At 63.9% G+C, this 20,717-nt stretch carries 20 protein-coding genes and 4 tRNA genes; all 24 read right to left on the bottom strand.

Annotated features, from left to right (window positions below):
- Positions 1-84: 84 nt before the first annotated feature.
- On the bottom strand, positions 85-1,494 hold the full coding sequence (locus BQ7355_RS06895) for a DUF512 domain-containing protein (RefSeq protein ID WP_072415516.1): 1,410 nt from the start codon (positions 1,492-1,494) through the stop codon (positions 85-87).
- Positions 1,491-2,351, bottom strand: coding sequence for a 4-hydroxy-3-methylbut-2-enyl diphosphate reductase (gene ispH / locus BQ7355_RS06890; RefSeq protein ID WP_072415515.1), 861 nt, complete (start codon positions 2,349-2,351; stop codon positions 1,491-1,493). The genes BQ7355_RS06895 and ispH overlap by 4 nt, the downstream gene beginning before the upstream one ends.
- A gap of 1 nt (position 2,352) precedes the next feature.
- Positions 2,353-3,090 (bottom strand): lysophospholipid acyltransferase family protein, encoded by a 738-nt coding sequence (locus tag BQ7355_RS06885; RefSeq protein ID WP_072415514.1) that lies wholly within the window; start codon positions 3,088-3,090, stop codon positions 2,353-2,355.
- 1 nt (position 3,091) lies between these two features.
- Positions 3,092-3,769: a (d)CMP kinase gene (cmk, locus tag BQ7355_RS06880; protein WP_072415513.1), complete on the bottom strand. Its 678-nt coding sequence runs from the start codon at positions 3,767-3,769 to the stop codon at positions 3,092-3,094.
- Between the two features lie 38 nt (positions 3,770-3,807).
- Positions 3,808-4,617, bottom strand: a complete 810-nt coding sequence (locus tag BQ7355_RS06875) for a pseudouridine synthase (protein ID WP_420806551.1) — start codon at positions 4,615-4,617, stop codon at positions 3,808-3,810.
- Positions 4,604-5,287 carry an SMC-Scp complex subunit ScpB gene (gene scpB / locus BQ7355_RS06870; RefSeq protein ID WP_072415511.1) on the bottom strand — a complete coding sequence of 228 codons (684 nt, stop codon included), beginning with the start codon at positions 5,285-5,287 and terminating at the stop codon, positions 4,604-4,606. Before scpB ends, BQ7355_RS06875 begins: the two co-directional genes overlap by 14 nt.
- A 1-nt stretch (position 5,288) precedes the next feature.
- Positions 5,289-6,089, bottom strand: coding sequence for a segregation and condensation protein A (locus tag BQ7355_RS06865; protein ID WP_072415510.1), 801 nt, complete (start codon positions 6,087-6,089; stop codon positions 5,289-5,291).
- A gap of 52 nt (positions 6,090-6,141) precedes the next feature.
- Positions 6,142-6,810: a site-2 protease family protein gene (locus tag BQ7355_RS06860; protein ID WP_072415509.1), complete on the bottom strand. Its 669-nt coding sequence runs from the start codon at positions 6,808-6,810 to the stop codon at positions 6,142-6,144.
- Between the two features lie 11 nt (positions 6,811-6,821).
- Entirely contained in the window at positions 6,822-7,118 is a 297-nt protein-coding gene (locus BQ7355_RS06855) for a hypothetical protein (protein WP_072415508.1), read from the bottom strand.
- Positions 7,105-9,108, bottom strand: coding sequence for an ABC-F family ATP-binding cassette domain-containing protein (locus BQ7355_RS06850; protein ID WP_072415507.1), 2,004 nt, complete (start codon positions 9,106-9,108; stop codon positions 7,105-7,107). The genes BQ7355_RS06855 and BQ7355_RS06850 overlap by 14 nt, the downstream gene beginning before the upstream one ends.
- Before the next feature lie 66 nt (positions 9,109-9,174).
- A tRNA-Val gene (locus tag BQ7355_RS06845) sits at positions 9,175-9,249 on the bottom strand.
- A 444-nt stretch (positions 9,250-9,693) separates the two neighbouring features.
- Positions 9,694-9,769 (bottom strand) — tRNA-Ile (locus tag BQ7355_RS06840).
- A gap of 75 nt (positions 9,770-9,844) precedes the next feature.
- A tRNA-Ala gene (locus tag BQ7355_RS06835) sits at positions 9,845-9,920 on the bottom strand.
- 22 nt (positions 9,921-9,942) lie between these two features.
- A tRNA-Ala gene (locus BQ7355_RS06830) sits at positions 9,943-10,018 on the bottom strand.
- Between the two features lie 204 nt (positions 10,019-10,222).
- A complete protein-coding gene (locus tag BQ7355_RS06825; protein WP_072415938.1) occupies positions 10,223-11,929 on the bottom strand; it encodes a proline--tRNA ligase in 1,707 nt (568 codons plus the stop codon).
- A gap of 65 nt (positions 11,930-11,994) precedes the next feature.
- A complete protein-coding gene (gene ispG, locus BQ7355_RS06820) occupies positions 11,995-13,059 on the bottom strand; it encodes a flavodoxin-dependent (E)-4-hydroxy-3-methylbut-2-enyl-diphosphate synthase (RefSeq protein ID WP_072415506.1) in 1,065 nt (354 codons plus the stop codon).
- 8 nt (positions 13,060-13,067) lie between these two features.
- Positions 13,068-14,417 carry a M50 family metallopeptidase gene (locus BQ7355_RS06815; protein ID WP_072415505.1) on the bottom strand — a complete coding sequence of 450 codons (1,350 nt, stop codon included), beginning with the start codon at positions 14,415-14,417 and terminating at the stop codon, positions 13,068-13,070.
- Positions 14,418-14,429: 12 nt separating this feature from the next.
- Positions 14,430-15,611, bottom strand: a complete 1,182-nt coding sequence (dxr, locus tag BQ7355_RS06810; protein WP_072415504.1) for a 1-deoxy-D-xylulose-5-phosphate reductoisomerase — start codon at positions 15,609-15,611, stop codon at positions 14,430-14,432.
- Entirely contained in the window at positions 15,611-16,471 is an 861-nt protein-coding gene (locus BQ7355_RS06805; RefSeq protein ID WP_338027648.1) for a phosphatidate cytidylyltransferase, read from the bottom strand. Before BQ7355_RS06805 ends, dxr begins: the two co-directional genes overlap by 1 nt.
- Positions 16,472-16,498: 27 nt before the next feature.
- Complete coding sequence (locus tag BQ7355_RS06800; RefSeq protein ID WP_205407576.1) at positions 16,499-17,287, bottom strand: isoprenyl transferase; 789 nt, start codon at positions 17,285-17,287, stop codon at positions 16,499-16,501.
- 234 nt (positions 17,288-17,521) lie between these two features.
- Positions 17,522-18,055, bottom strand: a complete 534-nt coding sequence (gene frr, locus BQ7355_RS06795) for a ribosome recycling factor (RefSeq protein WP_072415503.1) — start codon at positions 18,053-18,055, stop codon at positions 17,522-17,524.
- Between the two features lies 1 nt (position 18,056).
- Positions 18,057-18,779 carry a UMP kinase gene (pyrH, locus tag BQ7355_RS06790; RefSeq protein ID WP_072415502.1) on the bottom strand — a complete coding sequence of 241 codons (723 nt, stop codon included), beginning with the start codon at positions 18,777-18,779 and terminating at the stop codon, positions 18,057-18,059.
- A 116-nt stretch (positions 18,780-18,895) separates the two neighbouring features.
- Positions 18,896-19,765, bottom strand: coding sequence for a translation elongation factor Ts (tsf, locus tag BQ7355_RS06785; RefSeq protein ID WP_072415501.1), 870 nt, complete (start codon positions 19,763-19,765; stop codon positions 18,896-18,898).
- Between the two features lie 42 nt (positions 19,766-19,807).
- Complete coding sequence (gene rpsB / locus BQ7355_RS06780; protein ID WP_072415500.1) at positions 19,808-20,557, bottom strand: 30S ribosomal protein S2; 750 nt, start codon at positions 20,555-20,557, stop codon at positions 19,808-19,810.
- Positions 20,558-20,717: the final 160 nt, after the last annotated feature.

Below are 20,717 nucleotides of genomic sequence, written 5' to 3'. Positions count from 1 at the left end.
CATATCGTTAGGATATGCCGGAGGGCATGTACCAGCCTATCGGGAGCATGGGGCGGGGTCAATGCGCGGTTCGCCGAGGAGGCGTCAGCGCAAAGCACGCCGCAGCGCGTCAAGGAGCTGCCGGGGGTCCGGGGTCGAGATCGCGACGCTCCCCCCACGGCTCTCGAGCTCGCGGACGATCTCGTCCCGATGGACGCCGTCGAGGGTGACGCCGTCGTAGTTGAACATCACGTCGGGGAGCACCACGAGCTTCGCCGACAGGTCGGGCGAAAGCTGCGCGAAAAGGTCGCAGGCGCACGTAAGGCCGGTCACGTTGACGTTTCCGCCGAAATAGCGGTTATCGATCGGGGACGGCGAGACGACATCGCCGCCGAGCGCCTCGCAAAACGTCTGGAACGCGCCGCGCGCCGCCCTGCCGCACACGAGCAGCGCATCGGTGCGGTCGTCCAGCAGCGCCGCATGAACTTCCTCGAGGTCGTCTGCGCATTCGGTCCGTAGGCGCTCGACGTCATCGATGAAGCTTCTCAGCATGCCGATGCCATCGTAGAACTGCGGGAATCCGTCATACGTCTCGGCGGGGGGAACCTCCATGTCGGCATCGACGTAAAACTCGTCCCCGAGTTGGAACACGGTATGCCCGCGCGTCCTTCGCGCCCGCTCCTGATACGGCGCGATAAGGTCCACGACCGCGCGCGACGCCTCAACATCGTCCGAGTAAGAGGACGTGAAGCGCGACTGGTGCTTCGTGAATCCCAAAGGGACGATCGCGAGGCTGGTGATGCCCGGATGGGCCTCTACGTAATCAAGCGTCGCCCGCAGTTCGTCACCGTCGTTCAGGCCGGGGCACAAGACGATCTGGGCATGCACCTCGATTCCGGCTTCGAGAAGGCGCTCGAGCACCTCCATCCCGCGGGCGGCGTTGCGCCCGATCAGGCGGCGGCGTACCTCGGGGCTCACGGCGTGCAGGGAGACGTTCATCGGGGACAGCATCTTCTCGATGACGTCGCTGACCTCTCGATCCGACATGTTCGTCAGCGTGACGAAGTTGCCCTGCAGGAAACTGAGACGGTAGTCGTCGTCTCGAATGGAAAGCGACGAACGGCTTTCCTTCGGAAGCATGTTCATGAAGCAGAACAGGCACGCGTTGACGCAGGTGCGCATGCCGTCGAATACGGCCCCGTCGAAGTCCACGCCCCAATCCTCGCCGGCGAAGCGCTCGATGGCGGCGGTCTCGGTAACCCCGTCGCGCGGGTCGTACACGGTGAGCTCGGCCGACTCGCCGTCCATCTCCCAGAGCCAGACGATCATATCCGTCAGGGGCTTTCCGTTGACGTGCGTGACGCGCATACCGGGCACGATGCCGATGTCGTCTGCAGGGGACTCAGGTAAAACGGACACCACGAGGGCGCCGTCGCTGTCGGGATGCCTCGAGGGCGCATATGGTGCGACCGAGGAGGCGTAGGATGCGACGGTGGGATGCGTGCGCTCCGTCATGCCTCCAGTCCCTCCCCGATCGACCGGAGGGCCTCGACGGCACGGTCGATATGCTCGGGCGGAGTCGAGGCGCCGGCGGTGAGACCGACGACGCGCGCATGGGCGAACCAAGAGCTCTCAAGCTCGGCCGCGTCCTCGATATGAAACGTCGCAGGGCAGCGATCCCGGCAGATCTCGGCGAGACGTCGCGTGTTGCCGGAGTTCTTGCCGCCCACGACGACCATCGCGTCGACGCGGGATGCGAGCTTCGCAGCGCTGTCCTGGCGCTCCTGCGTGGCCGCGCAGATGGTGTTGATGACCCGAAGCTCGCCTGTTCGAGCCGCAAGCGCGGCGACCACGGCGGAAAGCGCCTCTGCGGTCTGGGTGGTCTGCACGACGACGCCGACTTTGCCGCCGATCTCCATCGTGGGGAGCTCGGCGGGATCGGAAACGACGACCGCGCCGGGGCCGGCGTGCCCCAAGATCCCTTCCACCTCGGGGTGGCCGGGCTCGCCGACGATGATGAGGCGGTAGCCCTCCGAAACGAGCCGCTCGGCCGCGCGATGCACCTTCTTTACGTACGGGCAAGTGGCATCGAGGACCTCGAGGCCGCGGTCGCTCGCTTCTCGCACGATTTCGGGGACGACGCCATGGGCGCGCACGATAACCGTGCCGCTTTCAACGTCATCGAGGGAATCGGCCACCTCGACACCGGAAGCCGCAAGGTCCTGCACGACGATCGGGTTGTGGATGAGGGGGCCCAGGGTGTGCACGCGGCCCGTGGCGGCGAGGCCGGCGTCGCGCGCCATGCGCAGGGCGCGCTCGACGCCGTAGCAGACCCCCGCCCTATCGGCGACTTCGACGCAAAACGCTGCCATATCAGAACCTCCCGGGATGCTCGTCGCGGAGCTGGTCGCGGAGTGCGAACATGCGCCTGAGGGCTTCGTCCTCGACCCATCGCGCGCGGTCGCGGCGCTTGAGATCGCCCGGAGCATCGGATGCGCTGACGGCGTCGCCGACGCGGATCCAGCATTTCTTGGGGCGCATGAGCTTCTTCCCCGCGGGCGTTATGTCCCTAAAGCCGCATACGGCCATGGGAACGATGGGAGCCTTCCCCATCTGGGCGATGAGCGCGAACCCGCTGTGCACCTCGACCGGCTGGTCGTCAGAGCGCACGCGCGTTCCCTCAGGGAAGATCAGAATGTCCTCGCCGCGCTGCAGCGCGTGCTGGGCGGCCCGGAGCATGCGAACGTCGCCCGTTCCCCGATCGACGGGGATGCCCCCCGCGACGCAGGGAAACGCCCAGCGCGCGATCGCGATCGAATCGAATTCCGACTTGTAGATGGGCCTGACGCGCCTGCCCGAGGCCCAGATATGGGTCACGAGCGGGAGCACCTCGGCCATGGAGGTGTGGTTGCAGATGATGACGGACCCCGTCTTCCCTTCCGGGACCAACTTCCCTGCATCCTCGACCTTCCATCTCCACATGAGCTTGGAGAAGACGAAGAGGACGGCCAGAACGAAGTTGTAGAGGGCCCGGCGGTACAGGGGGAAGTCGCGCATGGGCGTGTCGTAGCTCGACTCGATGGCGGAGGGGGCGTGCCCAGATGCGGCCATGTCAGCTCCTTGCCTTGATGAGGTCGACGATCATGGCGACGATCTCGTCGATGGAGTGGGATGTGGAATCGATCCTCACGGCATCGTCGGCGGCGCGAAGAGGCGCGGACGCCCGGTGCGAATCGATCTGATCGCGGCGCTCGATGTCGGCAAGCGTCTCCGCGACCTCGCGTTCGAACTGCTCGGGAGCGAGGGATTCGCCCCCATGGCGCTGAAGGACGCGCCGGCGTGCGCGCTCGCGCGGGTCGGCGGTGAGAAACACCTTGACCTGCGCATCGGGGAAGACGACGGTGCCGATATCCCTGCCCTCAGCTACCACGTCGCGCCCTTCGGCAAACGAGCGCTGGCAGGCGAGGAGCGCGCGGCGCACGCCCGGATAGGCGGAGACCTTGGAGACGATGCGGTCGACCTCGGGGGTGCGGATCTGGGCGCTGACGTCCCTGCCGTCGGCAAGGACCCTTGGGCCCTGGGGCGCATCCTGGAAGCGAATCGCGAGCGAGCCCGCGAGCCCGCACACGGCATCCTCGTCGTCGAGGTCGATGCCGCGCGCATGCGCGACGAACGCGACCGTGCGGAACATGGCGCCGGTGTCGAGCTTGCTCAGCGAGAGCTCCGCTGCGATGCGGTTCGCGACGGTGGACTTACCAGACCCCGCGGGGCCGTCGATGGCAACGATCATGGGAAGACCTTTCATAAGCGGGGCACGGGCCCCGTTCGTTATTCCTGTACCTGCAGCAGCGCTATCTCGTCATCATCGAGAACACGCCACTCCCCTGGCTCCAAACCTTCCAGGCGCAACGCGCCGAACTGAACGCGATGCAGGCGAATCACCGGATGATGGATGCGTCCGAGCATGCGCTTGACCTGGTTCTTGCGACCTTCGCGAATGCGCACCTCAACAGGAGTGCTGAACTCGGGAAGGCGCGGGCGCCAGATACCGGAGACCTCGCTTGGGTCGAGGATCCGGCAGCGGGCGGGCTGGCAGGGGCCGTCATCGAGCACGATGCCCTGTCGCAGCTCCTCCAGCTCACGGTCGCGCACGTGCCCGTCGCAGAGCGCCCAGTAGGTTTTCCATACATGCCGAGAGGGATGCAGGAGCCTTTGGCCCAGGTCGCCGTCAGTGCTGAAGACGAGCAACCCCGTGGTATCGAGGTCAAGGCGCCCGACTGGAAAGAGCCCGGGGTACCGGTCGCAGGGCACGAGCCCGGATACGCACGGCCGCCCGAACGGGTCGCTCATCGAGGTGAGGTACCCTGCCGGCTTATTGAGCACGAGCGTCACCGGCGCACTCCCCCAGGTGACGAGGTTTCCGTCGACGCGAACCTCGTCGCGGGACGGATCGACCTTGCATCCGAGTCCGGAGGCGACGGTGCCGTTGACGGTGACGCGACCGGCCGTCATGAGGTCCTCCGACCCGCGCCTGCTTGCGACGCCGGCGCGGGCGAGGAACCGCTGGAGGCGCATGGGGACGATCAGCTCCCCGGTCCCCGGGTCGCGGGGCGGCATGGGAGCGCTACACATCCGCATCACCGCGCTCCGTGGCATCCTCGTCGACCTCGAGCAGGTCCCGCTCCTCCTCGAGGTCCTCCTCGGCCTCTTCGAGCGTTGACTGGATGGAGCGCCCGCTCAAACGCTCCCGGATGAACTGGCGAGACTGCTCATCCGGCGCGAACTGCTCGAGGTCGGGCAGGTCTTTCGTGCTGCGCAACCCGAACTTCTCGAGAAACGCCGAGGTGGTTCCGTAGATGATGGCACCGCCGCGCTGGGCATCCCGCCCGACTTCGCGGATAAGCCCCTTGTCGACGAGGGAGGAGATGACGCCATCGGAGTTGACGCCGCGGATGCCCTTGACCATCTCGCGCGTGACGGGCTGGTGGTACGCAACAACGGCGAGCGTCTCCAAGGCCGCCTGCGAGAGGCGCTGGGTGTCCCAGGACAAGACGAAAGCCTCGACCTGGTCGTGATACGCCGGATGGGTGAACAGCCTCCAGCCTCCCGCAACCTCGCGGAGCTGAAATCCACGGTTCGCCTCCTCGTACTCGACTTTAAGCTCGGCGAGGAGCGATGCCGCCTCGCCCGGGGCGATCTCGAGGGCCGAGCCGAGCGCCGCCGCGCTCACGGGATCGCTCGAGACGAGCAAGAGCGCCTCCAGGGCGCCCTTGAGCGACGAGGCGTCCAATGGTTGCAATTCGATCATATCAGGCCTCCTCGATGGTGAGCGCGTCACCGGGGCGGTATTCCGCCGCGCCCTCGACGCGGTCGATCGCGATGGTTCCGAAGTTCTCATTCTGGCTCAACGTGACCGAGCCGCGCTTCGCAAGTTCGAGAATGGCGAGAAAGGTCGCCACGAGCTGCTCGGTCGTGGAATCGCCGTCCAGCAGCTCATCGAACGTGAGGTGCGGGCGGGAGATGGTGACGCGGTCGACCGAGGCGACCGTGAGCTCAAGGGGAACGCGATGGGGCGCCACGTGCTCGGCCTCGAGCAGGAACGTCTCCCTCCTGCCGTCGAGGTCGGCGCAGATGACGGCGAGCCCGCGCAGCGTGATGCCGGCGAGGTAGTCGGGCATGAGGTTCAGAAACTCAGGGTCGGGCCCCGCGACGCGGGGATGCATCCTGCTTTCGGCTTCCATGCGGGAACCGAGCGCAGCGGCAGCGCTCCTGAACTGCTTGTACGCGATAAGTCGTGCGATGAGGACTTCCCTCAGCGCGTCGCCGTCGAGATCGGCGAGCTCGTCGAGGTCCTCATCGTCGACCGAGGGCCGCGGCTTCTCGTCCGGCACGAGCGATGCGGCCTTGATGTCCAACAGCGTCGCGGCCACCAGAAGGAAGTCGCTGGCGACATCGAGGTCGAGCGCCTCGAGCCGTTCGACCTCAGCCAGGTATTGCTCGGATACCTCCGTGATGGAGATGGATCCGATATCGACCTTCTGCCTGCTTACGAGCTGGAGAAGAAGATCGAACGGACCCGAATAGGCCTGCGTCGAGATACGGTATGACATCTTCCCCCTCAGCTCTCGTGCCGTCGGTGCATCGATCTTCCAGTCTAGCGCACTACGCGCCGAGCGCGAACCTCACGAGCGCGCTGAACAGAGGGTCCACCGTGAACGCGAAATAGATTCCGACCAGGTCTATATGGAGCACGGAGGGAAGAAGGTAGAGGACGACGATCAGGATGGGCATCGCCATGGACTGAATCTGATAGTACCCAGACAGCGCGCGACCGCGAAGAAACGGGACGAGGATCGACGATCCGTCGAGCGGCGGCAGGGGGATGAGGTTGAAAAACGCAAGGGAGAGATTGACGGAAATGCAGGTCAGGCAAAAATAGGCGACGGAACCGGCCATGTTGGAGCCGCCTGCGGCGGGAAGGCCGACGAGGCCCTTGAGGACGAGTGCGGCTATGAAGGCGAGAAGCAGATTGGACGCGGGGCCAGCGAACGACACGAGCACCTCGTCGCGCTTGGGGTGCTTCAGGTTTCCCAGGTATACAGGGACGGGCTTCGCGAAGGCGAACACCGGGCCGCCCGCCGCCATCATGAGCAGCGGGAGCAAGACGGTTCCGAAGGGGTCGATGTGCGCAAGGGGGTTGAGCGATACGCGTCCGCGCGAGCGCGCCGTGCGATCGCCCAGCACGTAAGCGGCGAGCGCGTGCGCGCTCTCATGGATGACGATGCCTCCGATGACGGCAAGGGCGCTGGAGAGCAGGTAGGTAAGGTCCACGGGAACGGCTCCTATCGGAGAGCGCGGGATGCGCGCTGGCAGATGTAGTCAAGAACAAGCAGAAAGCAGGCAACAAGAGCGAAATCGAGGCGAAACACCCCACCGAACGGCGAGGTGACGAGTCCGTAGCCGGAGATGGGATCGGGAAGGGACCTCGACAGATCGATGACGAATCCGACGAGGTTGAGCCGAGCGGAGACGCCGGGAAAGCACAGCATCGCCGTGAGGGCAGCCATGAGGATCCCGGCGATCCGGAAGGCGACGCTGAGGACGGCCAGGGAGATGGCCGCCGCCTTACGCGAGTCCACGTTCCGTCTCCTCCTCGATCGTGGTGGAAAGGTCGAGCCATTCGTCCTCGAGAACGGGCAGCTGCTGCTTGAGCTCGTTGTACTCCCCGAGAGCGGACGAGAAGGCGTCCTGGTCGGCATAGAGAGCCTCAGAAGCCATGAGGGCCATGAGCTCATCGTAGCGGGCGCGCTTGGATTCCAGTTCGCGCTCGACGCGCTTCAGGCGATCTTTCGTCTTCTTGAGCTTCCGGTTGAGAGCCGCCCGCGCCTCGGCCTCGGCGCGGCGTTGCTCGCGCGTCTTCTTGCCGCCCTCGCGCACCTCGGCCTCGACGCGCCGTTCCTGCGCGACGCGCTCGACGGGACGCGCAGGAACGGCGGCGCGCTCGGCCGCGCGCTGCGCCAGATCCTCTCGCTTGAAAAGATAGTAATCGTAATCGCCGTCATAGACCGTCATCTTGCCGTCCCGGATGTCCACGACGCGATTCGCGACGGAGCGGACGAGGTGCTCGTCGTGACTGATGAGGACCAGCGTCCCGGGGAAGTTGCGCAGGGCGCTCTCGAGCATGTCGACAGAGTCAATATCGAGATGGTTGGTGGGCTCGTCGAGACAGAGCAGCGCCTCGGGGGCGACGAGCATCTTGGCGAGGGCAAGGCGCGCGCGCTCGCCGCCCGATAGGACGCCGACGCGCTTGTCGACGTCCTCGCCGGTGAACAGGAAGGCGCCGAGGAGGCTGCGCTGCTGCGGGACGGTCCAGGTGGGGGCGACGGAATCGATCTCCTGGAGCACCGTGTTGGACTCCCGGAGGCCCTCGAGCTGATGCTGGGCGTAGTAGGCGACGCCGACATGCGTGCCGAGCTCCCGGATTCCCGTCGTGGGCGCCTCAACTCCTGCCAGCATCTTGAGCAATGTGGATTTACCCGCGCCGTTGGGCCCCACGAGCGCTACGTGCTCGCCGCGGTAGAGCTTGAGATCGAGGTTTTCGTAGACGACCTTGTCATCGTAAGCCTTGGAGACGTGCTCGAGCGCCGCGACCAAGTCGCCGGAACGCGGCGGGTCGGGGAACTTGAACTCGACATGCTTGTGCCCCTCGGGAAGGATTACGAGCTCGCTTTTGATCTGCTCGATGCGCCTCATGCGCTCCTGGGCCTGTGCGGCCTTGGTCGGCTTGTAGCGGAACTTGTCGACGAAGACCTGCATGTGTGCGATCTCGCGCTCCTGGGCCGCGCGCTTGGCGCGCATCTGCTCGAGGTTGTCCTCGCGCTGCTTGAGATACGAGGAGTAGTTGCCCGTGTAGGTGGTGACGCGACGGTTCTCGAGGGCGGCCACATGGTCCACGCAGGCATCCATGAACGCGCGGTCATGGGATACGATGAGGACCGCCCCCTCATACGAGGAGATGAACCCGCGCAGCCACTGGACGCTCTCGAGATCGAGATGGTTGGTGGGCTCGTCGAGCAGCAACAGGTCCGGGCGGCGAAGGAAGAGCTTAGCAAGCGCGATGCGCATCTGCCAGCCACCGGAGAACTCGGAGCACGGGCGATCGAAATCGTCGACGGAGAATCCGAGGCCGGTGAGGATCTGCCGGGCGTTGCTTTCGAGCTCGTATCCGCCCAGCCGCTCGAAGCGGTCCTGGACATGACCGTACTCTTCGAGAAGCGCATCAAGGTCGGCGTCCGGCGCGCCTTCGGCGATGGCGAGCTGGAGCTCCTCGGCGCGGTCTCCGAGGGAGCGAATCTCCAGGGCGGCATCCATGACCTCGCGGATGATGGTGGAGTCGCTCGCAAGCTTGGTCTCCTGCTCGAGGTAGCCCACGTTGACGTCCTTGGCATACGTGACCGCGCCCGCATCCGGGGAATCGAGCCCCATGATAATCTTGAGCATCGTGGTCTTTCCCGCGCCGTTGGGACCGACGAGCGCATAGCGCTCCCCCGGATTGATTTGGAACGAGGCCCCGGAGAAGAGCGTGCGCGCACCGAATGACTTTTCGATCTTGTCGACGAGAAGAATCATGGCAAACCAATCAGACGTCTCTGCATAGCAAAAAGGCCCCAGTGACCTGGAGCCTTTCGAATGTGATGGTGGGCGATACAAGATTCGAACTTGTGACCCCATCCGTGTGAAGGATATGCTCTACCCCTGAGCCAATCGCCCGTGCTTTTCAGCAAGGAGAATACTACCACGCGAGCGAGGAGAGACGCAACAGTTTTTTCAGATTATGAAGGATCTCGCGCTCATTCAGTCGTGGGCGGGGTCCGGAATCGTCGATCTCGACTGGTTCGGGCTGCACGACAGATGGAACGGAGCGTGCGCGGAACTCGGGTTTCGGCGCATCCCGCCCGAGATGCTCCGCACGCCTTCGAGACGCTGATGCAGGCTGCAGGTCTCCCCGACACGCTCGTGTCGCGCCTCCACGGGCACACGGACCTCAGAACCGATTACATAGCACTATAAGCGGCCCGACATCGCCGCTGCGGAGATGGCCGCCCAAGAGGTCAACAAGCTGCTTCCCGAAACGTCCAGACACAAGAAGATACAGAACTGAGCGTTATGCAAAAAAGAAAAAGGTCAGACACGTGGTCCGGCCTTCTGAATCTCTGGTGGGCCCTCCGGGATTCGAACCCAGAACCCAGGGATTATGAGTCCCCTGCGCTAACCGTTGCGCCAAGAGCCCGATGTGGTTGCCACGCGCGGCACTTCCTCTATCCGTAGAAAAAGGCCTCCGGTTTCCCGGAGGCCCTAAATCTTATGGTGGAGACGAGGGGGATCGAACCCCTGACCTCTTGACTGCCAGTCAAGCGCTCTCCCAGCTGAGCTACGCCCCCATGAAGAGAAGAATGAAGCAAGTGGTGGAGACGAGGGGGATCGAACCCCTGACCTCTTGACTGCCAGTCAAGCGCTCTCCCAGCTGAGCTACGCCCCCTTGCAACGACAAAGTACTATACGGGAAGATCCAGGGTCATGCAAGCACTTTTTCAAAGATTTTGGAGTGGCGAATATCGAACAAAGAACTCCCAGGTAGAACAGCATATGAGCAAAGCCTGACACATCGTCGATTCAAGCGTGATGCAAAAAGATGCGCCCCGGTGCCCACCGAAGCGCATCTTTAGTGAATATGCAGAAGGTGCTATCGACGCTGGCCAACAACGAGCTCGGCGACCTTCGCGGCAACAGACTCGACGGCCACGTCCTCACGCTCGCCCGTCGCACGGTCCTTCAGCTCGACCGTGCCGTTCTTAAGTCCGCGCTTACCGATGATGACCTGATACGGGAAGCCCATGAGGTCGTTGTCGGCAAATTTGACGCCAGGGCGCTCATCGCGGTCGTCGATCACGACCTCGATGCCGGCTTCGCACAGAGCATCGGCGATGCTGGAGCATGCGGCCGCGCAGTCATCCATCTTCGGGTCGAGCGGGATGATCGACACCTCATACGGCGCGATGGAGACGGGCCAGATGATACCGTGCTCGTCATTATGCTGCTCGACGACGGCCGCGAGCGTACGCGACACGCCCACGCCGTAGCATCCCATGATGAAGGGCTTCTCCTCGCCGTTCTCATCGGCAAAGGTGGCCCCCATGGCCTCGGAATACTTCGTACCGAGCTGGAACACCTGGGAGACCTCGATGCCGCGGGCGCCCTTGAGCGGACGTCCGCAATGCGGGCACGCATCGCCCTCGTGGACGGTTACGAGGTCCGCCCACTGATCGACCGTGAAATCACGGTCGGGGCATGCGCCGGTGAAGTGGTAGTCGACCTCGTTGGCGCCGCATGCCCAGCTACGGGACTCGCGCAACGACTCGTCGACGACCAGGCGGATGCCGTCGGGAAGGTTCACGGGGCCGATGAACCCCTTGAACAGCCCTGCCTCCTGGAGCTCCTCCTCGCTCATCATGTGGTATTCGCCAAACAGCTTCTCAGCCTTGCACTCGTTCAGCTCGTGATCGCCCGGCACGATCGCGACGACCTTGGTGCCGTCCTCCGCGACGAGCGCCAAGGACTTGCGCGTCCCGTTCTCGGGGAAGCCGAAGAACTCCGCGACCGCTTCGATGGTTCCCAGGCCGGGCGTATGAACCTTCTGAAGCGTACCGTCGCCGGGACCCTCGGTAACGACGATCGTGGTGGCGGCGGCTTCGTCATCGGCGGCAAACCCGCAGGCCTCGCAATATACCAGGCTGGCCTCGCCGGCATCGGCGAGCGCCATGAACTCGACGGAGGTATCGCCGCCGATCTGCCCCGAATCGGCGACGACGGGAAGAGCCTTCAATCCGCAACGCTCGCAGATGCGGGCGTACGCATCCTTCATATCGTCGTAAATCTCCTGCAGGCTCTCCTGGGTGGCGGAGAACGAGTAGCCGTCCTTCATGATGAACTCGCGGCCGCGCATCAAGCCGAAGCGAGGGCGCATCTCATCGCGGAACTTGTCCTGGATCTGGTAGAGGTTCACGGGAAGCTGCTTGTAGGAGCGCAGTTCGTTCTTGACCAGATCGGTAATGGTCTCCTCATGCGTCGGGCCGAGCACGAACTCGCGGTCATGGCGGTCCTTCATGCGCATGAGCTCAGGACCATAGGCGTTCCAGCGACCGCTCTCGTGCCAAAGGCCGCCATCGACGACCATGGGCATCAGGAGCTCCTGAGCACCCGCAGAGTCCATCTCATCGCGCACGATATCCTCGATCTTCTTCAGGGAGCGCCAAGCAAGCGGGAGGTAGCTGTACAGGCCCGCCGCCTGCTTGCGGATCATGCCGGCGCGCAGCAGCAGTCGATGGCTGGCGAGCTCGGCCTCGGCGGGATCCTCCTTCAGGGTGGGCGCGTAGAGGCTGGACATTTTCATGGCGCAGGTCTTCGACACGGCGACCTCCTTGTGGTCAAAACTTCAAATGTAACAATGATAGCAGGTTAGAGCTTCTCGATTTCTTCCATGAGCGCGTCAACGATTTCGGATTCGGGTACCTTGCGCACGACCGCTCCATGACGGAAGACCATGCCGACGCCCCGGCCGCACGCGACGCCGACGTCGGCGTCGGAGGCTTCTCCCGGACCGTTCACGACGCACCCCATGACCGCGACGGAGATGGGCTTGTCGCAGCCGCGTAAACGCTCCCCCACCCGTTCGGCCAACCCGATGAGGTCGACCTGGGTTCTGCCGCAGGTCGGACAGCTCACGAGCTCGGGGCCTCGACGCCTCAGGCCCAGGGCGGAGAGGATGCCCCAGCATACCGGGGGTTCCTCGACGGGGTCGGCGGTCAACGACACCCGCATGGTGTCCCCGATGCCTTCCGAAAGCAGGATCCCGAGGGCGACGGCGCTCTTGATGGTCCCCTGCCGGACCGTACCGGCCTCGGTCACGCCCAGGTGGAGGGGGACGCGGGGTAGCTCACGCGAGAGCGCGCGGTACGTCTCGAGGGTGGTGGGTACGCTATGGGCCTTCGCGGACAAAACGATGTCGGTAAATCCGCGGGACTCGAAATGATCGACGAATTCGAGGGACGAGGCCACGAGCTTCTCTGGCTGCGTCAGGTCGTCCCGAGCCGCGATGCGGTCATCGAGCGATCCGGCGTTGACGCCGATCCGAATCGCGGCACCGGCCTCCCCCGCCGCGTCGATGACCGCATCGACGCGAGACCAATCCCCGATGTTCCCGGGATTGATGCGAAGCTTTGAGGCGCCGACGCGCACGGCTCCGATGGCAAGTCGATAATCGAAGTGGATGTCGGCGACGATGGGGACTGGGGATTCATCGCAGATGCGTGCGAAGGAGTCGAGCGACTCCTTCGTGGGAACGGTGACGCGGACAAGGTCGCACCCCGCCTCCGCAAGCGCGCGCACCTGGGCGAGCGTGGCGTCGGGGTCCGATGTCGGCGTACACGTCATGGACTGAACGGCGACGGGCGCACCGCCGCCAATCTGCACCCCGCCGACGTGTACCGGACAGGTGAGGTCTCGAGCATTCACGGTACTCATGGCGCCTCCTACAGCAAACGAAGGATATCGGCCCGCAGCATATAGAAGAACATCAACCCGAAGAGCGCGATGCCGAGATAGGAAACGAGATTCTGAATCTTGACGGGAACAGGTCGACGCGCGACGGCCTGAACAGCCTCGATGACGAGCTTGCCGCCGTCCAGCGGAGGGATGGGCAACAGGTTCATGAAACCGAGCGATAGGGAGATAAGCCCGGCAAGCGACAGGTAGGCGGCAGGGCCCGCAGCCGCGGCTTGAGCGGACATGACCGAAATGCCCACAACCGAAGTCGAGCTGTCGAGCACCTCCATCGTATGGGCGGGCTGCAGGAGCCTCAGGACGCCCTGCACCGTCTGGACGACGTAGGCCCACGAGACCTGCAGCGACTCCCAGGGGGCGAGACGGACCGTCGTGAGCGTCGCGCCGACGCCGACCATTCCGTCATCACCCGGCTGAACGGAGACCGTCGCACGTTCACCGGAGCGTTCATAGGTGAATGCGATCGATCCCGAAGGATCGGCGAGCGCGATGGCGTCGAGCATGTCGGACCACGTCGGCGTCTCGGTATCACCGATCGCCAGCACCCGGTCGCCCGCCCGAAGACCGGAGTCCCATGCGGGAGAGCCTTCTTCGACCGAGCCGAGAACGTTGACATCGGATACGGCCTGCACGCCCACGATGCTGTAGACGCTCATGAGCAGCAGCATGCCGCACAGCACGTTGACCGCGATTCCGGCAAGCAGCATGAACGCACGCCTCGCGAATCCCACGCCCTGATAGGTGCGGGAACGCTCGTGCGCCAAGAACTGATCGTCCGACATATCGGAAACCCAGGGCTCGCCCTGCTCGGATGCCTCCGCCCTCATGAAGGCCCGACCGTCGAGGACGGTGTTTCCGGAGCGGTCGCGGGGGACGGACGCGTAGCGCATGGGCAGATACGCGGAATCGTTCGGCTGCCCGTTGGCGGGAGCGCCCGCGATCGAACCCATGGACAGCAGCTCGCCGCAGGACAGAAGCACGTCATCGACATCGAGGCCGAGATCCTCGGCCATCCTGTCGACTTCTGCGAACCCGTGACGGTGGACGTACCCGAGCACGGATGCCGCATGGGGCGTGACGTCCGGATCCATGCCGGCGATAGCGGCGTAACCGCCCAGAAGAAGGGGCGTTACGCCGAATACGGTACCGCAGCCTCGCGATTGCCTCTCGAGGCGAAATCGGCACGGAAGACCGAGGAAAAACTCGGTGACGCGGACGCCGCAGGCGCGCGCGGCGAGAAAATGTCCGCCCTCATGGATAAAGACGAGCACAGAAAGTGTGATCAGGCCCCAGAATACCGTTGAGACGACTGACAGCACGGCAGCACCCCCTTATGCGCAGCCGAGAGAGGACAGCGCATAGCGGGCGCGCTCCCGGGCCCATATATCGATGGCGCGGAGCTGCTGGATCGACTCGACGTCCTCGATGCGATGCGCATCCATCGTCGCTTCCACGACGCGGGCGATATCGACGAAGGAGCAGCGTTCATGCAGAAAGGCATCGACCGCGACCTCATTCGCCGCGTTGAGGACGCACGGCAGCGTCCGCCCTTCCCTGCCGGCGCGCTCGGCGAGCGCGAGGCAGGAGAACGCGTCTGGGTCGGGAGCCGCAAACTCCAAAGAGCCGAGCTGGCGAAAATCGACGCGGGGCGCCGGGGTGGACCAGCGCTCGGGATACGACAGGGCGAATTGGATCGGGATGCGCATGTCGGATGCGCCGAGATGCGCGATGACCGACCCATCGACGAATTCGACCATGGAGTGGATCTTGGATTGACGCTGGATGAGCACGCGGATGTCATCCAGCGGCACCCCGAACAGATGCATGGCCTCGATGCGCTCAAGGCCCTTGTTCATGAGCGTCGCGGAGTCGATGGTGATCTTGGCCCCCATGTTCCAGGTGGGATGCGCAAGGGCATCGTGCACGGTAACGCTCGCAAGGTCGGTCTCGGTGCGACCGAAGAAGGGGCCGCCCGAGCAGGTGAGCCAGATGCAGTGGACGTCACGCGTGTTATCGCCCATCAGGCATTGGAAGATGGCGTTGTGCTCGGAGTCGACGGGGAGCAGCTGGCCTGGCGCGGCGAGAGGCATGAGCAGGTCGCCGCCGACGACGAGCGACTCCTTGTTGGCAAGGGCAAGGCGCTTTCCGGCGCAGAGGGCGGCATGGCTCGCCTCGAGTCCGGCCGAGCCGACGATGGCATTGAGGACGCAATCGACATCGTCATGCCGAACCAGGTCGAGCACGCCCTCCTTTCCCGTCGAGAGCGCGCAGATAACAGGCAGTTCGTTGAGGACGGGGTCCGACGCGTGAGCCGGGTCGGTCACGACCGCCCGACGAATCCCGAACTCGCGCGCATTCGCGACGAGCTCCGCGGTGCGGGAATGCGCGCTGAGCGCGACGACCTCGAGCTCGTCGGGGTGCCGCCGACAGACGTCTAGCGCCTGCGCACCGATAGACCCCGTGCAGCCGAGGATCGCGACACGGAGACGCGGCGCAGAATGATCTTGGGGCATTACAGGACACCTCCGATATGCAGCAATAGATACGCAGTGATGCACCCGAAGATAAGCGAATCGGAGCGATCGAGCATGCCTCCGTGCCCAGGAATCAGATGGCCCGAGTCCTTGACACCGACGCCGCGCTTGATCCTGCTCTCGATCAAGTCGCCGAAAACGCCCATGACGCCGACGGCGACGCCGGCAACCGCCGCGAACCACAGATCGAAGCCGTACAGGCCGGTGGCCCAGAGGATCACCCAGATGAGCACAGAGCCGATAAGGCCGCCGACGAAGCCCTCCCAGCTCTTGTTGGGAGAGATCTTAGGGGCCATCTTGTGCTTGCCGAGCCGACTTCCGACCATGTAGGCGAAAGAGTCGCTGATCCAAAGCGATGCGCACACGCCGATGGAAAGCAGGGCGCCCTCGAAACCGGGCACGGCCTCGCGGAGCAGGACGACGGCCGAGAGCATATACCCGGTATATATGGGGCCGAACGCGGTCACGGCGACGTCGGCCATGCGCGTCCGAGGGCTCCAGACATACCAGAGCCCGAGGGAAAGCACGAGCAAGAAGTTGAGGACCGTGAGCCAGACCGCATCGACAAGCACCGAGAGCGGAAACAGAACCGCCGCCACGAGACCCAAGAACTCATTGGGGACCTTGCCGTCGAGCCTGACCATCCTGAAGAACTCATAGCAGCACAACCAGCTCATGGCGGAAATGAACACGGCGGTGGGAATCGTGCCGAGCGCAAGGCACGCGATGAACAGCCCGGCGTAGATCAGGCCGAATCCCGCGCGAACGATAAAGGAATGCAGGCGGCTCGACGCGCTTTTCGCGCTCGGCGCGGCAACGTTGGTGTCTTTGGTGTCCAAGACGGCTCCTAGAACGAACTCAGATGCTTATTTGGCTGCGGAAAGACCGCCGAATCGACGATCGCGCCCCTGGAACGAGAGAATCGCGCGAACAAGTCCCCACCGATCGAAATCTGGCCAATACGTATCCGTGATATAGAACTCCGCATAGGCGATCTGCCACAGCAGGTAGTTGGAGACGCGGATCTCCCCTGAAGTTCGAATGACGAGCTCGGGGTCGGGCAGCCCGGAGGTATACAAGCGCTCCGCGACGGCGGATTCATCGATGTCGTCGATATCGAGCGAACCGTCGGCGACGCTGCGCGCTATATCGCGGGCGGCGCGGACGATCTCGGCTCGACCACCGTAGTTGACCGCGAGCGCCAGGACCATGCCGGTATGTCCGGCGCATTCCTTGAGGCCGTACTCGAAGACGTCGCGGGTCTTCTTGGGCAGTGCATCGATATCGCCTAGGAAGACGACGCGAACGTTTTCGCGCTTGAGCAGCGGCAGCTCATCGATGAAGGTCTTGGCAAACAGATGCATGAGCACGTTGACCTCGTGCTGGGGGCGATTCCAGTTCTCGGTGGAGAACGCGTAGGCGCTCATGACGTCGACGCCGAGGCGAACGCAGGCCGTGATGATCTCGCGCAGGGATACAATACCCGCCTTATGGCCTTCGGTGCGAGCGAGCCCGCGCGAGGTGGCCCAGCGACCGTTGCCGTCCATGATGCAAGAGATATGGTGCGGTATGCGCTCCATATCCAGCTCGGCCATATCGATATCTGCGGGGGCTTCGGAGAAATACTCCATAAGCTTGTCGGCGTCGTACTGCACGGTATCAGAACTCCTGGGATCTCGTGAATCGAAGCGATCGACGGCGCAAGGCGCGTTGAGCCAAAATCGACCAGATTGCAGTATCGCACGAATGAAACGGGAGGCGAAATTACCGCAGCGGATACCACAACAGCTACAAAGCGTAGGTTTCACCTGTGCAGCTGATTATGAACAACCGCCCCCTCGATAGAACGAGAGGGCGGTTGCAGCACACGGCGCCGATGCTCGGTCGGATTAGATCTCCATCACCTCGGCCTCTTTGGCCTTGAGCAGATCGTCGATCATGGCGACATAGGTGTCGGTGTGCTTCTGCACGCGTGCCTGCTCGCGGCGGACATCGTCCTCGGTGAGCTCCTCGTCGCGCTCGAGCTTGTTGTTCGCATCGCGACGAACGTTGCGGATAGCCACCTTCGCGTGCTCGGCAAGCTCTCGGCACTCCTTGACAAGCTCGCGACGACGCTCCTCGGTGGGAGCCGGGAACGGAAGGCGAATGACCATGCCGTCGCTGCTCGGGGTGATACCGAGGTCGGAAGCGGAAATCGCCTTGACGATGGCGTTGACGAGTGCCTTGTCCCAGGGCTCGACGACAAGCATGTGCGCCTCGGGAGCCTTGACGGCCGCAACCTGCGTGATGGGGGTCGCAACGCCGTAATAGTCGACGGTGATGTCGGACAGGATGTTGGCGTTGGCGCGACCGGTGCGGATCTTGCCGAAGTTGTGCTTGAGGCTCTCGATGGCCTTGTCCATATGGGCGGTGATATCAGACATACTAGTCCTCCTGTACGACGACGGTGCCGACGGGCTCTCCGCAAAGAGCGCGCTTGATATTGTCATCACCCTCGATGTTGAGGACGATGATGGGCATACGGTTGTCCTGGCAGAGCGCGGCGGCAGTGGAATCCATGACCTGGAGACCGCGCACGAGGACCTCATGGTGCGTGATCGTGTCGAAACGGACGGCATCGTCGTTCTTGACCGGGTCCTTATCGTAGACGCCGTCCACCTTCGTTGCCTTGAGGAGGCATTCGGCACCGATCTCGCATGCGCGAAGGGCGGCGGCGGTATCGGTGGTGAAGTACGGGTTTCCGGAACCGGCAGCGAAGATGACGATGTTGCCCTTCTCGAGATGATGGATGGCGCGGCGGCGGATATACGGCTCGCACACCTCGTTCATCTGGATGGCGCTCATCACGCGGCAGGGGGCGCCGGCATGCTCGAAGGCGTCCTGGAGCGCAAGGGCGTTCATGATGGTCGCGAGCATGCCCATGTAGTCGGCCTGGGCGCGATCCATGCCCTTGGCGGATCCAGCAAGGCCGCGGAAGATATTGCCGCCGCCGACGACGATACCGACCTGAACCCCCTCGTCATGAAGGGTCTTGATCTGGGTCGCGAGGCGCGCGGTGACGGACGGGTCGATACCGTAGCCGCCCTCCCCCATCAGGGCCTCGCCGGACAGCTTCAGAAGCACACGGTTATAGAGGTAGTCGGACACAGTTCCTCCTTAGTTGCAGACTTCATTCATTTTAGCAGCATGACCGTGCATTCTCATACAAAAGCGGGCTACGGGAACAAACCCATAGCCCGCTCGCAGCACATGCGAAAGGTCCGCTACTCGCCGCAGACCAGACGGTCGAACACGACGACCTTGACGGTGTCGCCGACCTCCTTGGAAACCTGCTCGGCGTATGCCTTGATGGTGAGGCTGGAATCCTTGATGAACTCCTGCTCGTTCAGGACGAAGCCCTTGAAGAACTTCTCGAGACGGCCATGGGCCATCTTCTCCTGAATGGCCTCGGGCTTACCGGACTCGGCAGCCTGGGCCTTGTAGATCTCGATCTCGTGATCGATGACGTCCTGGGCGACGTCCTCGCGGACGGCAGCGATCGGAGCGGTGGCAGCGACCTGCATGGCGACGTCGTGGGCGAAGGACTTGAAGGCCTCGGCGGAAGCGGTCTCGGGCTTCTCGAAGGAGAACTCGACCAGAACGCCGATCTTGCCGCCCATGTGGATGTAGCTGGAGACGGCACCGGAAGCGGGCTTGCGGACCGCGAAGCGGGCGATCTTCATGTTCTCGCCGATGACGTGGATGAGCTCGGTGAGGCCGGCGTCAACCGTCTCGCCGTCGATCTCAAGCGCCTTGAGGGCATCGACGTCAGCAGGCTCGTTGGCGCAAGCGGCCTCGGCGACCTTGGCGACAAAGCCGGTGAACTTGGGGTTGGATGCCACGAAGTCGGTCTCGCAGGCGACCTCGGCGAGAGCGCCCTGGGTGCCGTCCTCGGAGACGTACGCGGCGACGGCGCCCTCGTTGGTCTCGCGGCCGGCCTTCTTGGCGGCGGCGGCGAGGCCGTTCTTGCGGAGAACGTCGACAGCGGCGTCCATGTCGCCGTCAGCGGCGACGAGGGCCTTCTTGCACTCCATCATCGGGGAGTCGGTCATCTCGCGGAGCTGCTTGACCATAGCGGCGGTGATCTGAGCCATGTTCGTTCCTTTCAAATGAAACGGTACGGATGAGCGGACGGGCTACTCGGAAACGGCCTCGGTGGCCTCGGCGGCCGGAGCGGCCATCTCGGCCTCGGAGATCTGCTCCTTGCCGGTACCGGCGAGGCAGGCGTCGGCGAAGAGCTCGCACATAAGGGAGACGGCGGAGATGGCGTCATCGTTGCAGGGGATGCCGTACTCGACCTCGTCGGGGTCGGAGTTGGTGTCGATGAGGGCGACGACGGGGATACCGAGGCGCTGCGCCTCCTTGATGGCGTTCTCCTCGCGCTTGGTGTCGATGACGAGGAGCGCGGCGGGCAGCGCCTTCATGTCGCGGGCGCCGCCGAGGTTGGTCTGGAGCTTGGCGAGCTCCTTGCCCAGGACGGCCTGCTCCTTCTTGCCGCGAAGAGCCATGGAACCGTCGGCCACCATAGCCTCGAGCTCCTCCATGCGGTTCATGCGGGAGCGGATGGTGACGAAGTTGGTCAGCATGCCGCCGAGCCAACGCTGGTTGATGTAGGGCATGCCGGCGCGCTCGGCAGCGTTCTTGACGGCCTCCTGAGCCTGCTTCTTGGTGCCGACGAACAGGACCTTGCCGCCGTGGGCGCAGGTGTTCTTGAGGAAGGTGTAGGCGGAGTCGGCCTCGACGATGGTCTGCTTGAGGTCGAGGATGTAGATGCCGTTGCGCTCACCGAAGATGAACGGACGCATCTTGGGGTTCCAGCGACGGGTCTGGTGACCGAAGTGGCAGCCTGCCTCGAGAAGGGTGCGGATATTGATCTTGGTAGCCATGGTAACCTCCTGTGGTTTGCCTCCGCGCTGGGTCATTCCGACGGGCCACCCGGGTACGAGCTACCATGCCACCCGAGCACCACGGCCCTCCGGTCGCCGCGCGTGTGTGATAGAAACGTTGCGAGTCCGCAACAGTCGTTATGTTACCAGCATCCGAAGC

Origin of the sequence: Collinsella phocaeensis (assembly GCF_900119895.1) — a bacterium.
Lineage (GTDB): Bacteria > Actinomycetota > Coriobacteriia > Coriobacteriales > Coriobacteriaceae > Collinsella > Collinsella phocaeensis.
Note: the sequence above shows the minus strand (reverse complement) of the source record. Positions and strands in the feature narration are given on the sequence as shown.